Origin of the sequence: Mycobacterium sp. RTGN6, from assembly GCF_033804605.1 — a bacterium.
In the GTDB taxonomy this organism is placed as follows: Bacteria; Actinomycetota; Actinomycetes; order Mycobacteriales; family Mycobacteriaceae; genus Mycobacterium.
In genome coordinates this window covers 107,921-121,585 of sequence record NZ_JAPZKZ010000015.1, presented here as the reverse complement: position 1 = coordinate 121,585, position 13,665 = coordinate 107,921, and the positions used below count along the sequence as shown (strand labels likewise).

10 protein-coding genes and 2 pseudogenes are annotated in these 13,665 nt (G+C 66.9%); 4 read left to right on the top strand and 8 right to left on the bottom strand.

The features are described 5' to 3' along the window. Positions 1-45: 45 nt before the first annotated feature. Together SLQ33_RS30520 and SLQ33_RS30515 are read left to right on the top strand one after the other, a co-directional pair. Entirely contained in the window at positions 46-1,113 is a 1,068-nt protein-coding gene (locus SLQ33_RS30520) for a helix-turn-helix transcriptional regulator (protein WP_319457662.1), read from the top strand. 15 nt (positions 1,114-1,128) lie between these two features. Beyond that, positions 1,129-2,427 carry an acetyl-CoA hydrolase/transferase family protein gene (locus SLQ33_RS30515; RefSeq protein ID WP_319457661.1) on the top strand — a complete coding sequence of 433 codons (1,299 nt, stop codon included), beginning with the start codon at positions 1,129-1,131 and terminating at the stop codon, positions 2,425-2,427. Here SLQ33_RS30515 and SLQ33_RS30510 read toward each other — a convergent pair. The 3 genes and pseudogenes from SLQ33_RS30510 to SLQ33_RS30500 all read right to left on the bottom strand — a co-directional run bounded on the left by SLQ33_RS30510 (position 2,424) and on the right by SLQ33_RS30500 (position 4,444). After that, positions 2,424-3,794: a flavin monoamine oxidase family protein gene (locus SLQ33_RS30510; RefSeq protein WP_319457660.1), complete on the bottom strand. Its 1,371-nt coding sequence runs from the start codon at positions 3,792-3,794 to the stop codon at positions 2,424-2,426. The genes SLQ33_RS30515 and SLQ33_RS30510 overlap by 4 nt on opposite strands. 10 nt (positions 3,795-3,804) lie before the next feature. Next, positions 3,805-3,933, bottom strand: a pseudogene (locus tag SLQ33_RS33670) (hypothetical protein); the annotation flags it as partial. A 142-nt stretch (positions 3,934-4,075) separates the two neighbouring features. After that, complete coding sequence (locus tag SLQ33_RS30500; RefSeq protein ID WP_319457658.1) at positions 4,076-4,444, bottom strand: DoxX family protein; 369 nt, start codon at positions 4,442-4,444, stop codon at positions 4,076-4,078. A 90-nt stretch (positions 4,445-4,534) separates the two neighbouring features. Here SLQ33_RS30500 and SLQ33_RS30495 point away from each other — a divergent pair, with 90 nt between their 5' ends. Both SLQ33_RS30495 and SLQ33_RS30490 read left to right on the top strand, forming a co-directional pair. Next, positions 4,535-5,143: a TetR/AcrR family transcriptional regulator gene (locus SLQ33_RS30495; RefSeq protein ID WP_319457657.1), complete on the top strand. Its 609-nt coding sequence runs from the start codon at positions 4,535-4,537 to the stop codon at positions 5,141-5,143. Between the two features lie 83 nt (positions 5,144-5,226). Beyond that, complete coding sequence (locus tag SLQ33_RS30490; RefSeq protein WP_319457656.1) at positions 5,227-6,873, top strand: FAD-dependent monooxygenase; 1,647 nt, start codon at positions 5,227-5,229, stop codon at positions 6,871-6,873. 22 nt (positions 6,874-6,895) lie between these two features. Here the strand turns inward: SLQ33_RS30490 and SLQ33_RS30485 are convergent, their stop codons facing one another. From SLQ33_RS30485 to gluQRS, 5 genes and pseudogenes are all read right to left on the bottom strand, one after another. Further along, the gene (locus SLQ33_RS30485) at positions 6,896-9,715 is read right to left on the bottom strand and encodes a DEAD/DEAH box helicase family protein (protein WP_319457655.1); all 2,820 of its coding nucleotides are present in this window, start codon (positions 9,713-9,715) and stop codon (positions 6,896-6,898) included. Between the two features lie 46 nt (positions 9,716-9,761). Beyond that, positions 9,762-10,538, bottom strand: coding sequence for an amino acid ABC transporter ATP-binding protein (locus tag SLQ33_RS30480; protein ID WP_319457654.1), 777 nt, complete (start codon positions 10,536-10,538; stop codon positions 9,762-9,764). Beyond that, positions 10,535-11,989: an ABC transporter permease subunit gene (locus tag SLQ33_RS30475; RefSeq protein WP_319457720.1), complete on the bottom strand. Its 1,455-nt coding sequence runs from the start codon at positions 11,987-11,989 to the stop codon at positions 10,535-10,537. Before SLQ33_RS30475 ends, SLQ33_RS30480 begins: the two co-directional genes overlap by 4 nt. Positions 11,990-12,436: 447 nt before the next feature. Then, positions 12,437-12,691, bottom strand: a pseudogene (locus SLQ33_RS33665) (transporter substrate-binding domain-containing protein); the annotation flags it as partial. Between the two features lie 95 nt (positions 12,692-12,786). Further along, positions 12,787-13,659, bottom strand: a complete 873-nt coding sequence (gene gluQRS / locus SLQ33_RS30465; RefSeq protein ID WP_319457653.1) for a tRNA glutamyl-Q(34) synthetase GluQRS — start codon at positions 13,657-13,659, stop codon at positions 12,787-12,789. Between the last annotated feature and the right edge of the window lie 6 nt (positions 13,660-13,665).

The following is a 13,665-nucleotide window of genomic DNA, read 5'->3' as shown; positions in this document are numbered from 1 at the left end:
GGTATCCCAACTTTCTGGGGGATCGCGCGGGACTACGCTTAGATGGTGGGCAACCAGCACGCCGCTACCCGCAAGGCCGTGGGCGAGCGGTGCGCCAGCCCGCTCGAGGACCGGGCGTTCCGGGCCGCCGTGCTGGAAGCGCTCAGACCGGCCCTGCCGTTCGACGGGTACGTCTGGGCGCTGACGGATCCCGCTACCTCGGTGGGTGTTTCACCGCTGGCGCACCTGCCTGGCCTCGACATGCGAATGCTGCCGACCATCATTGCAGCGAAGTACGCGAGTCCGGTGAACCGCTGGACCTCCATGTCGACCGGTGCGTGTGGGGGACTGGTCGCGACGACGGGCGGTGAGCTCGACGCCAGCGCGCTGTGGCGCGTCGCAAGCAAGGAACTGCCCGTGGTCGACGTTCTGTCGGCCGTGTTGCGAGATCGGTATGGCTGCTGGGGTTTTCTCGACCTGTGGCGTAGTGACGGGCCGGTGTTCTCCGACGCCGACACAGACTTCCTCGGCTCGCTGCTCGCCGACCTCACCATCGCGCAGCGCGCGCGGGTGGCCCAGATGTTCGAACCGGGGCCCGAGGCCGTCGATGACCGTGGTCCCGCGTTGGTACTGCTGGACGACGAGCTCCGGCTCGTCACCGAAACGCCAGCCGCCGAGCAGAACTTTCGCCGGCTGCTGCCGACCGATCCGAGGGATGCCCCGATACCTGCCGCGGCGCTCAACGTCGCCGCGCAGTTGCTCGCACTCGAGGGCGGCGTCGACGAATCCCCTGCGAGGGCTCGCATGCACTCGCACGACGGCGCCTGGGTCACACTGCAAGCCGCGCGGCTGAGGCCGTCGGGACCGGCGATGGCGGCATCGATCGCCGTCACCATCGACTCGACAGGACTCGGTGACCGGCTCGACGTGTTCAGCCGCGCGCACGGCTTCACCGAGCGGGAGACCGCCGTCGTCGTCGAACTGGCTCGGGGCGACTCCACTCGACTCGTGGCTGCGCGGCTCGGGGTATCGGAATACACCGTCCAGGACCACCTGAAGAAACTGTTCGCGAAGTCGGCGACGGCGAGCCGGGCCGAACTGATCGCGCGGGCTTCCGGTTCGCCAACGGGTTAGCGATAGGGTCGCGCCATGCCAGAGGAGCTGACCGCCGAGCAGGCCGCCGCCCGCCTCGAGCCCGAAGACGCACTGGGTATGCCACTCGGACCCGGCCAGCCGCCAGACTTTTTGCGTGCCCTCGGCGAGCGCGAGGACTGGACCGACCTGCGGGTGTACGGCGCGCTGCTCGCGGTGCTCACCGAACTGTTCTCGCGCCCGGGTGTCCATTACCTGTCGGGTTTCTTCGGTCCGCTCGAGCGGGCGCTGCGGGCCACGGGCGCCGACATCGCGTTCACGCCCGCGGACTTCCGGCGCTTCGGGCCGCTGCTCGAACGACAGGCACCGCGGGTGATGACGACCGTCGCGACTCCGCCCGATGCCGACGGCTGGTGCTCCCTGTCGCTTCACGCGGGCGGCACGATCGGCGAGTTGCGCCGCGCGGGCGCCGATCCCAACCGACTGCTCATCGTCGAGGTATCGGACTCGTACCCGCGAACATTCGGGCTCGGCACCCAACACCGCCATGCGCTGCACGTCGACGAGATCGACATCCTGGTGCACTCGACCGCCGCACCGCTCGCGCTGCCCGGAGGCGACGCGCCGCCCACCGACGTCGACAAGGCGATCGCGCGGCACGCCGTTGGGTTCATCCCGTCCGGCGCGACCCTGCAGACGGGGATCGGGTCGATCCCCAACCAGCTCGCGACCCTGCTGGCCGACGGAGCCGGCGGCAACTACGGGCTGCACAGCGAGATGTTCACCGACGGCTGCATGAAGCTGCATCGCGCAGGAAAGGTCAGCAACGCCCGCAAGGGGCAGTACGACGGGGTGAGCGTGACGACGTTCGCGTTCGGCTCCCCGGAGCTCTACGAGTGGCTGGACGGCAACGAGACCGTCGCGTTCCTGCCCGTCGAGATCGTCAACTCGCCGGAGGTGATCGGCGCCAACAGCGACATGATCTCGATCAATGGCGCCCTCGCGATCGACATCCATGGCCAGGTCGTCGCCGACACGATCGCCGGCGACCAGTTCAGCGGGATCGGCGGAGCCGAGGACTTCGTGGCTGGCGCCGGGCTCGAGCTGTCGGACCGCTCGCTGATCTGCCTACCCTCGACGTTCTCCAAGGACGACGGGCTCCAGTCGCGGATCGTGCCGTCGTTCGGCCCCGGCGCGGTGATCACCACGCCGCGGCACCAGGTCGACGTGATCGTCACCGAGTACGGCGTCGCCGAACTGGAAGGCAAGACCGTGCGCGAGCGCGGTGAGGCGCTTGCCGCGATCGCACACCCGCAGTTCCGTGACGACCTGCTGGCCGCCGCGCGAAAGTTCTAGCGCACCAACGCGTCGACGACTTCCCGCGCCGCCCGCTCGCCCGCATCGACCGCGCCCTCCATGTAGGCACTCCAGTGGGTGGCGGTATCGGTTGAGGCCCAATGGATCACACCGATGGGTGCCGACAGGGCGGCGCCGTACTTGGTCCACACGTGCGGGCCGTGGTTGGCGTTGTAGCACCCGCGGGTCCACTGTCGATCCGACCACTCCCCGTCGACGTAGAACTCTGGGTGCGCGGCCTTCTGTCCGTAGTGGCGCACCAACTCCGCGGTCAGCGCCGTCCTGCGCTCGTCGGTGGGAAGTCGCCCGAACGTGCGGGCTTGATCGCCTTCCAGGAACAGCAGCATGACGCCATGCCCATCGCCGGGAATGCAGGTGTCGTTCGACATCCGGGCGGGGCCGACGTCCGAGATGAGTTGGCCGTTGAATCCGGCTGCGCGCCAGAAGGGTTCGTCGTAGCCGAAGAATGCCTTCATGGCCGAGCCGTTGGGCAGCCGTTGCGTCAGTTGGTCGCGGACCCCCGACAGCGGCGGGTCGTACATGATCCTTCCTGCGAGCGTCGGGGAGATCGCGACGATGACGCGGCGTCCGCGGGCCACCAGTCCGCCGCGGCAATGGACGGTGACGCGGTCGGCGGCGTGTTCGATCAGCAGCACGGGCGCCTCGAGCACCAGGTGGTCGGAGATCATGGCTGCCAGTCGACGGGGTATCTCGCTGGTGCCACCGACGAACCGCGTGGTCTGCGCGCCGCCCTCGGACTCGGCGAAGAGCTCGGCCGTCACGCCGCAGGTCTGGATGGTGAACAACAGGTGCAGGAACGACACCTCGGCCGTCGGTACCGCGAGGATCCCGACCGTGCAGATCTCCAGCAGGGTGCGGGCAACGACCGAGAGGCCCTGCGCGTCGTACCAGGCGCCCGCCGTGATGGAGTCCCACTCCGCGGCCCTCGGTGCCTGCCAAGGCGCGTCGACCGGAACCTCGGCCGCCAACGCGTCGAGTCGGCGCAACACCCGATCGAGCTCCTCCAACTCCGCTCCGTAGCGGGCGTGAAAGTCCTTCTCGCGCAGCACCCCCGAGCCATCGAGCTCGTAGGATGTCTCGCCCTCGTCGTACTGGGGGAATGTCTCGACCCCGAGCTCGGCGGCGAGTGCGAACATGCGCTGGTGGGTGTCGCCGATCCACTGCGCGCCGAGCTCGACCGGCACGCCGTCGACGACCTCGGTGAGGATCCGTCCTCCGACGCGCTCGTCGGCCTCTAGAATCAGCGGTTCGAGGCCCGCCTCGAGCACCTTGCGCGCCGCGATCAGTCCCGAGAGTCCCGCCCCGACGATGATCACGTCCGCTTCCAGACTCCGTGGCTGCGACATGCCGTGGACGCTACCGCCGGGTGGTGCGCAGCTGGGTCACCAGCGACAGCGGGTTGTCGCCGCGGAACAGGTCGAGGATGGCGAGGCCGTCCGGCGAGTCGGCGCGCGTCAGTCGAGGTGGCCCGATGTGCTCTTGCCACGACGTCAGAGCGCCCGGTCGGCGGCTTTCGGTGACGAGATGCTGGCCGCCGCTGAGCGGGCTTCGAATGGCCGCTCGCCCGTCGAGTGACCTTGGCTGGTCGCCCGGAGTGGCGTCGAGTGGGGCGTTTTGCGCTGTGCAGTCACGGCGCACTGACCAAGAGCGCGCCGATTAATCCCGTTGTTACGAGGAGCGCGGCCGGTGCAACAGCTTCGGCACGACGTTCGCGGTTGCCGAAGTCGCCAGCACGGGCGTGGTAGATCAAGGCGCCAATCAGCAGGCAAATGAGGCTAGCGGCCGCGGCGATCCCCAACGGTGTCACCCAGACCCCGGCGATAAGGCCTACGGCGCCAACTATCTCCAAGACACCGATCAAGCGGGTGAGCGCCTGACCGACGCCAAGGCGGCGCAGGTTTGTGGACACGCGGGGCCGCATCAGGACTTTCTGCCCACCGGCGAGCAGAAAGACAAGCGCCGCAACGACAGTCAGGGCTGTGGTGATCGTCGACATGGCACGCCTTTCAAAATGAACGAACGTTCCCTCACCCTGAACGCGAGGCGGCCAATTGTCAAGAGCGAATGTTCGTTTTAGCCTGGAGCCATGGCCCGGGTGTCCCAGGAGTATCTCGACGCGCGCCGGCGCCACATCCTCGACGCGGCGCGGCGTTGCTTCATTCGCAACGGCTTTCACGCCACGTCAGTCCAGGACATCCTGACCGAGGCGGAATTGTCGGTCGGTGCGATGTACCGCTACTTCAAAAGCAAGGACGACATCATCGCCGCAATTGTGGCTGAGGCGCTTAGCGAGGTCGCGCGGACATTCGAGGGGGCGGACATCGAGAACCCGCCCCCGTTGGATGACATCATCGATCTCGTCCTCAACGTCGAGAAGCCGCCGCTGGCCGAGACGCCCGAGTCGGCCCAGTTGCTGGTTCAGATCTGGTCAGAGGCAGTCCGATCGCCGGCCCTGGCCGCACAGCTGGCCGACGTGATGGCCGAAAGCCGTGCCGTAATTGGGGGCCTGGTCGCCCATCACCAGCGGCGTGGGCTGATCCCAGATGACACTCCTCCCGAGGACATCGCCCGCGTCCTCATCGCGCTCATCGACGGGTTCATGGTGCAGAGTGCGATGCATGGGACGGCCGACCCTGCGGCGTTCCGCGCCGGGCTGCGGGCACTGATGTCGGCCCGTACACCCTCCACCAAATAGCGCGAACATTCGGCCTTGACGAGAGCAACTTCCGATGCTGTAGTAAAAAGAACGATCATTCGTTCTATGAGGAGGCGTGACCCATGGACGCATCTGTTCTCATCGTCGGGGCTGGACCGACCGGGCTGGTGCTGGCCGCCGAATTGGCTCGACGCGGTGTCATGCCCCGCGTCATCGACGCCGGTCCAAGCGATGTGAGGGAGAGCCGTGCGGTCGCGGTTGTGGCGAGATCGCTGGAAATTCTCGACGATCTTGGGATCGCGGCCGCGGCGATCGAGCAAGGAGTCCCGCTGCGTGCGCTGAACTTTTATGACGGCGCGACTCTGTTGGCCGAGCTCGACGTCACTGCGGTCGATTCGCCCTTCCCGATGGACCTGTGCATTGCCCAGTGGCAGACAACCGGGTTGTTGCGCGAGAAGGTCGCAGAACTCGGCGTGACGATCGAGTGGAATACCCGTTTGGCGGGCTATCAGTCGGACGAGCCAGGTGTCAGGGCACAGATCATCGATCGACACGATCGCACCGAAACATTCGAAACCGAATGGCTGGTGGGCTGCGATGGCACTCGCAGCACAGTACGGGAAACCGCCGGCATTGGTTGGGAGACAGACGATCTCCGTCGTGGATTCGTCCTGGGCGATTTCGTAGCAGACTGGACCATCACCCGCGACCGCTTCCACGTGTGGTTCGCCAAGCGCGGATTGGTGGCGGTTTTCCCGATGCCTGGCGGTTACTGGCGGGCGCTGGTCAGCACACCTGGTGACAGTCCACCCCACGACCCACAGTTGACCGACTTTGCCGCCGCCGTCGCCGAACGAACCCCCCTGGACTCACACCTGCGGGATCTGCAGTGGAGTTCGTCCTTCGTCGCCGGGGAGGGACTGGCCGCACAGTTTCGCCGGGGTCGAGTGTTACTGGCCGGCGACGCTGCCCACAGCCACAGCCCCATCGGCGGCCAAGGCATGAACACCGGCATGCAGGATGCCTACAACCTCGGCTGGAAACTAGCACTCGTGGCTGCCGACGGATGCGATCCTGCCCTGCTCGACAGTTATGAGGCCGAGCGCCGCCCGGTGGCGGTAGCCGTCATCAATGCGACCACGACGGCTACCCGCGTTGCCACCGGCACCGCACTCGTTGCCCGGCGCGCGCGCCGTCATGCCTTGCGGTTCTTCAGTCGATTCGACACTCTCCAGAAGCAATTCTCCAACGCCATCGGCGAGCACCTGGTCGACTACCACGACAGCACACTTGTTCGTGAAAACTGGTTCAATGCGCATGCCGCGCCGTGGAGCGACGCGAGCAATACAGGGCCAGCGGCCGGCAAAGTCGCGCCCGACGGCTACGTCGAGACGCGGTCGGGGCCGGTGGCGATGCGACACATTTACCGAGGACCTGGCCACCACCTAGTGCTTTTCGCTGCAGACGAATCCAACCCGAGCACCCTCGCCGATTGGCAGCGCCAGGCCGAGGAGGTCATGGCTGGCCACGGAGAGGTCCATATGATCACGCGATGCTTTCTGCCAACAGCCCCGACCGAGGGCGTCTTCGCCGACATTCACAGCGACGCGCACAACCGGTACGGCGTGCGCCGACCTAGCGTCTATGTGATCCGACCGGACAAGTACGTCGGCTACCGCGACGACACAATCGACTTCGCGGCTGTGCATGAATACATTCGCGTCTTCGGCTCGTACCCAGAGACTCGCGTGACGTCGATCGCCCAATAGTGACTACATTCGGCAAGGTCGATCACCGCCAGGTAGTGCGCAGCTGGGTCATCAGCGACAGCGGGTTCTCGCCGCGGAACAGGTCGAGGATGGCGAGGCCGTCCGGCGAATCGGCCCGGGTCAGCCGCGGCGGGCCGATGTGCTGTTGCCACGCGGACGTCAGCGCGCCCAGCCGCTTTTGATTCTGGGCGAACCAGCGGGGCACGGGATGCCAGGCGACGGCGCCGGGCAGCGGTAGCCCGATGACTGCGCGGGCGGCGAAGAGCGTCCGGGCAAGACCCGTGGTCGGCGGCGTCAGGATCTTGCGTCCGATCAGGTACCGCGGTTCGGTCAGCGGGGCCAGGAGCTCATCCAGTGCGGCGGAGAACCGCTGGGCCTGTTCGGTCGGCACGCCGTCGAGTTCGCAACGGATCCAGCCGTCGGCGTCGGGCATGATCCGCAGGGCATCGGCGCCACGCTCGGCGCCGGCTGCGGCCTTCAACGCGTCCGCGACGGTGGCGGCCAGTTGTTCGAGGGCGTTCGGCGCGTCGGCCAGTCGGCGGCTTTCGGTCGCCGCCGCCCAGCCGAGCAGGCCGGCACCCGCGACGAGCGCTGATCCGGCAGTGGCGACACCGGCGAGCAGGCCGACACCGGCGGTCGCGATGGCCGTCGCCCCTGCGCCGACGCCGGACAGTCCGGCGACGATGGCTGCGCGCGTGGATCCGAAGCGGCGATGGCCGGGCAGGGCTGGGGTCAATGCCGACCCGGAGGTGTGGGGGGTGGCGATGCCGAGTGGGCGCTCCGATCGGACGCGGATGGTCGCCACATCCCTTCCCTCGTAGGGTTCACCGATGCGCCACCAGGTCCTCGCCTGTGCGCGTTCGGCGACGCGCTGAAGCGCTCGCGCGGTGATGGCGTGTGCATCGGACGGCGCAGGAGGGCCATAAGGCGACAGCGCTGGATCACAGTGCGTGACACCGGATTCGATGAGGCCCTGAGGGGTGGCCGCGAAGTACGCGTCGTGCTTGCGCACCAACCGCAGGTAATCGGCGTCACCGCGGGGGTGCCCCGAGGCGACGCAGCAGACCGACCAGTTGTCGGCGACCTTCTCCGCGTCGGCAGGATCGCGGCGCAGCGCGCGACCGCGCATCTGGATGATCGCCGCCTGCGTCGTCGCACTAGTGAGATCGACGCTGACGTTGACCGCGGCGCAGTCCCAGCCCTCACCGAGCAGGGCGCGCGTGCCGACGAGCACGCGTGAGTGCCCGGCGACGAAGTACGCCGTCGCCAAGCCGACCCAGACGCGGGGCGTGAACTTGCCGTCGCCGCGTATCACCCGCAGCCCGGAGTGGGCGTCGAACGGCTCGGCCGTGACGAGCACGCCGCGTGCGGCGCAGAAAGCGATCACGTCGGCGGCGACGTCAGCCGGACAGGCGAAGTTCTGCCCCGTCACGAGAAGCGGGTGAAGTGGGGACCGCCGCCTACCGTCGGACGCACTGAGCATGGCCGTCACGAGCTGGGCCGAACCCGACTGCGTGCTCAGCGATGTCTCCGTCAGCGACGCCGGAAGGGTGGCGGCCATTCTTTCGAAGTCGCACAGCACCAACGCGCGCATCCGCGATCCGAGTACCGCGTCCTCGGTATCGAGGATGTGCGCCGTCGCGGCGACCTTCGAATCCGACAGCGCGCACACCCTGTCCACCGGCGAGGTCGCCACCCGCACCCCGCGACTGGTCAGCCGGTAGCCCAAGCCGGGCAGCACCCGCTTCACGGCGCTCAACGCCTGCGCGTCACGCGGATCCTGACTCGGCTGCAAATGGCCGACGCTGAAGTCGGTCAACACGTTGACCCAATCCTGAGCCGCGGGCTTGACGCGGTGCTGCTCCCGCAGGCGGGCACCGTCGGGCAGCGGAATCAACCCGTCGTACGCGAAGCGCAGTCCGCTGGTGGCCAGTTCGGGTTCGGCCCGCTCGAACGTCGACCACGCGAGCTGGTGGCCGTCGTTCGTCGCCCGATCCACAATCCGGGTGTGCAGCCACACGGCGAGGGACATGCTGCCCACCCGTTGGTCGACGAGCGCTAGCGCGAGGTCCGCGAAGCGAGTCCGCTCTGTCGCGACCCAGGCCTCCTCTTCGGGGGTCGGCTCGGTGAGATACACCAACTCCTGGTACGGAGCGAGATCGCCTTCCTTGACGAGTGCCGGTGTGGCGACTGCGAAGTCAGCGGTGCCGAAGAGTTCGTCGTGCAGCGTGCGCTGCCACTCGGTGAGTGCCGTCACCGGAGTTGCGGTCAGTCCGATCAACGCCGTTTGCGGTCCCAACACCGACGCCAACGCGCTCACCAACGCGCCCCACGTCGCCAGCAAGTGGTGGCATTCGTCGAGCACCAGCGTCCAGGGCCCCAGCTCCGCCGCCCGCTCGATCAGCGCCCGCCCGTTCGGGTGCAGCAGCCCCAACAACGCCTGCTGGTCGCCGCGGCGCAGGACTGCCCGTCGGAAGTCTTGATCCGTTTCGTCGTCGATGACCGCAAGCGACTGATACGTCAGTGCATTCATCGCTGAGCCGAGGTCACGCTCGGTGCCACACTTCGTCGCCGAAGGATCCGTCGACGGAAAGTGCTTGTCCCACGCGGCCGCCCACTGCGCCTGCACCGCCGTGTTGGGAACCAGCACCAACGTCCGGCGCCCCAATCGGCGCGCCCCCTCCAACCCGATCATCGTCTTGCCTGCGCCGGGCGGCAGCACTAGGTAGGAGCGGCTGTCACCGGCTCGGACGTTGACGTCGAACGCGTCCAACGCCTGCTTCTGATACACCCGCCACGACCCGACGAACCCTCGCGACTCGAGCTCTCGACCGGGTTCCACTGAAGCATTCAACCGCGAGCTCGCGCTCGCGGAAGAAGTGGCCGGGCTACAGCGGGTTGAGGACCCTGTCGAGGAACTGCCGGGTGCGCTCTTCCTTCGGGTTCCCGATGACTTCGTCCGGGGTGCCCTTCTCGAGGATGATGCCGTGGTCGGTGAACAGCACCTGGTTGGAAACCTGTCGGGCGAACTGGATTTCGTGCGTGACGATCACCAGGGTCCAACCCTCGACGGCGAGGTCCTTGATCACCGAGAGCACCTCGCCGACCAACTCCGGGTCCAGCGCCGAGGTCGGCTCGTCGAAGAGCACCACCTTCGGCTTGAGTGCCAGGGCCCGCGCGATGCCGACGCGCTGCTGCTGGCCGCCGGAGAGCTGAAACGGATACTGGTCCTTCTTGGCCGCCAACCCGACCTGCTCGAGGAGTTCGACTGCGTCGGCCTCCGCTTCGGCCTTCGGGCGCTTCTGCACGACGACGGGCCCCTCGGTGATGTTTTGCAGCACCGTCTTGTGGGGGAACAGGTTGTGGCCTTGGAACACGAAGCCGCTCTGCGACCGATAGCGCCGGAGTTGGTCCTTGGCAACGGGTTTCGAGAAGTCAATCTCCTCTTCGCCGACCCGGATCACGCCGACGTCCGGCACGTCGAGCGCGTTGAGCGCCCGCAGCAGCGTCGTCTTGCCCGAACCGGACGGCCCGATGATGGTGGTCGCCGTGCCTCGCACCACGTCGAACGACACGCCCTTGAGTACCTTGTTGTCGCCGAAGGCCTTCTCGACACCTTCCGCGGTGACTCGATACTCGACTTCGTCCTTGACTTCCTCGGTCATCGCGCTACATGCCTTTCCAGTCGACGTTCGAAGCGACTCTGGCCGAACGACAGCACCAGGCAGATCACCCAGTAGTACACCGCAGCGGCGGTATACGTCGTGAAGAAGTCGAACGTGGGTGCACCGATCTCCTGTGCCTTGCGGAACAATTCAGTGACCAAGATGACCGACGCCAACGAGGTGTCCTTCACCAGCGAGATCAGCGTGTTCGACAGCGGAGGCACCGCGACGCGGGTGGCCTGAGGGATGATGATCCGCCTCAGCGCGCTGGTGTAATTGAGTCCGATGGTCTCGGCAGCCTCCCACTGACCCTTGGGAATGCTTTGGATTGCCGAGCGGATGATCTCGGCGGCGTAACCACCGACGTTCAGTGAGAACGCGATGACGGCAGCGGTGAACGCCGGGAGCGTGACCCCGAACTTCGGGAGGCCGTAGAACACGATCACCAACTGCACCAGCAGGGGCGTACCGCGGATGATGGATATGTAGAAGCGGGCCGCGTTGGAGAGGATGACGTTCGACGACAGTCGCGCCAGCGCCACCGCCAACGCGATCACCAGGCCGACGATGAAGCTGATGATGGTCAGCGGGATGGTGGCCGTGAGTGCGGCCTTGGCCAGCGGCCACAGGTTGTCCAAGACCAGCTTCCACGCCGATTTGGGCGCCGGTGGCGGGGCTGCTGCCCCACCGGCCTGCGGTGCGCCCGCGGCCACACCTGTCGCATCGGCCTTGAGGTACTTCTGCGAGATCTTGGACAGCGTGCCGTCGGCGCGCAGGTCGTCGAGTGCGCCGTTGAGTTCGGGCAGCAGACCGCTGTTCTTGGTGGCGGCGAGCCCCTGCTCGCTCTTCTCACCCGTGTTCGCCGCGATCTTCACCGACTTGTCGCCCGTCTCGGCGAGGTAGGCGTAGACCGCGATGCTGTCGTTGACGGTGGCATCGATGCGGCCCTGGTTCAGCAGGGTGATCGCCTGTGCGAAGCCCTCAACGGCTTCGACGTTGGCGCCGGCATCGCGGGCGACTTGCGCCCAGTTGCTGGTGCTGGACTGGGCCGTGGTCTTGCCCTTGAGGTCGCCCAGTGACTTGATCGAATCGTCGTTCGCGCGCGTGACGATGACGCCCTCGCCGACGGAGTACGGCTGCGAAAGGTCGTACTTGGCCTGGCGTTCGGGGTTGATGGTGACCTCGTTGGCCACCACGTCGAAGCGTTTGGCTTCCAACGCGGCGAATATCGAATCCCACGGGGTCTCGACGAACTCGACTGGCACGCCGAGCTTCTCACCGACGGCCTTCGCGACGTCGACGTCGTACCCGGTCAGTTCTCCGGTCGCTTGGTCGTGGTAGCTGAACGGCGAGTACGTGCCCTCGGTTCCGACACGAAGCACCCCAGCGGATCTGATCGGCGTGTCCGCAGGCGCGCCCGTCGCGTCGGCCTTTAGGTACTTCTGCGAGATCTTGGCGAGCGTGCCGTCGGCGCGCAGTTCGCTGAGTGCGCCGTTGAGTTCCGGTAGGTATCCGCTGTCCTTGCGGGCGGCGAAACCCTGCTCGCTCTTCTCGCCGACGGTGCCCGCGATCTTCACCGACTTGTCGCCCGTCTCGGCGAGGTACGCGTAGACGGCGACGCTGTCGTTGATCACGACGTCGACACGGCCCTGGTTGAGCAGCGTGATCGCTTGTGCGAAACCCTCGACGGATTCGACGTTGGCGCCGGCCTTGCGCGCGACCTCCGACCAGTTGCTGGTGGCGTTCTCCGCGGCGGTCTTGCCCTTGATGTCGTCGAGCGACTTGATCGAATTGTCGTTCGCGCGCGTGACGATGACGCCCTCGCCGACCGTGTACGGCTGCGAAAGGTCGTACTTGGCCTGGCGCTCTGGGTTGATGGTCACCTGGTTGGCGACGACGTCGAAGCGGTCGGCCTCCAAGGCGGCGAACATCGAGTCCCACGGGGTCTCGACGAACTCGACATTCACGCCCAGCTTTTCACCGACCGCCTTCGCGACGTCGACGTCGTAGCCGGCGAGTTCGCCGGTGGCTTGATCGTGATAGCTGAACGGCGAGTAGACGCCCTCAGTGCCGACCCGCAGTACGCCTGCCGCCTTGATCGGGTCTTTGCCCTTGTCGTCCGACGATCCGCAGCCAGCGGCGCTGAGGATCACCGCTGCGACGAGTACGACGGCGAGCAACGCCCGCCGTATGAAGGAAGTCACCGGCGGACGGTAACAACAACCTGAGAGGCCGCAAAGAGTTCTGCTCAGACTCGCTGGTAAGTCCACGGCTCGCGCGGCAGGTTCGCCGGGTCGAACTCGGCCAGCATCCCGTCGACCGTCGTCGCCACGTATCCGAGTGATGCCGCGATGAGGGTGAGCGAATGCTCAACCCCCAACTCCGACAACGTCACCGCGCCGTCGCGCTTGGCCAGCCGCTTGCCCTCGGCGTTGAGCACCAGTGGCACATGGGCATACGACGGCACGGGATGGCCCAGCAGCGTCGCCAGATACGCCTGCCGCGGTGACGACGACAGGAGATCGTCACCCCGCACCACCTGATCAACGCCGTGGGCGGCATCGTCGACGACGACGGCCAGGTTGTAGGCGGGTACGCCGTCACCGCGGCGCAGCACGAAGTCGTCGACGAGGCCGGTGTACTCGCCGTGCAACACGTCGGTCACGGTGAATTCGTCTACGGCGGAACGCAATCGGAGCGCGGGTGGTCGGTCATCTGCGCCGCGCTCGGCTCGTTCGTCGTCGGTCAGTGTCAGGCACGTGCCCGGGTACGCGCCCTCGGGTGCGTGCGGTGCGCGCGGTGCTTGTTGGATGTCCCTTCTGCTGCAAAAGCATTCGAAGGTCAGGCCCCGGGCGGTCAGGTCGTCGATGACGGCGTGGTAGCGGTCCTGGTGTGCCGTCTGAAACTCGAGCGGCTCGTCCCAGGTGATCCCGATGGCGGCGAGGTCGGTCACCTGGCGTTCGGCGATGTCGGGGAACGTGCGGTCGTCGAGATCCTCAACCCGCAGCAGGAAGCGGCGGCCCGTCGAGCGGGCGAACAGCCACGCCAGGATCGCGGTGCGCAGGTTGCCGAGATGCAGATCTGCCGACGGGCTCGGGGCGTACCGACCGGCAAGGCTCATAGCCGC

What these genes read in the sequence shown, in the direction of transcription:
- SLQ33_RS30515 (WP_319457661.1), top strand. Translation starts at nt 1,129, where the DNA reads ATGCCAGAGGAGCTGACCGCCGAGCAGGCCGCCGCCCGCCTCGAGCCC.
- SLQ33_RS30510 (WP_319457660.1), bottom strand. Translation starts at nt 3,794, where the DNA reads ATGTCGCAGCCACGGAGTCTGGAAGCGGACGTGATCATCGTCGGGGCG.
- SLQ33_RS30500 (WP_319457658.1), bottom strand. Translation starts at nt 4,444, where the DNA reads ATGTCGACGATCACCACAGCCCTGACTGTCGTTGCGGCGCTTGTCTTT.
- SLQ33_RS30495 (WP_319457657.1), top strand. Translation starts at nt 4,535, where the DNA reads ATGGCCCGGGTGTCCCAGGAGTATCTCGACGCGCGCCGGCGCCACATC.
- SLQ33_RS30490 (WP_319457656.1), top strand. Translation starts at nt 5,227, where the DNA reads ATGGACGCATCTGTTCTCATCGTCGGGGCTGGACCGACCGGGCTGGTG.
- SLQ33_RS30480 (WP_319457654.1), bottom strand. Translation starts at nt 10,538, where the DNA reads ATGACCGAGGAAGTCAAGGACGAAGTCGAGTATCGAGTCACCGCGGAA.
- gluQRS (WP_319457653.1), bottom strand. Translation starts at nt 13,659, where the DNA reads ATGAGCCTTGCCGGTCGGTACGCCCCGAGCCCGTCGGCAGATCTGCAT.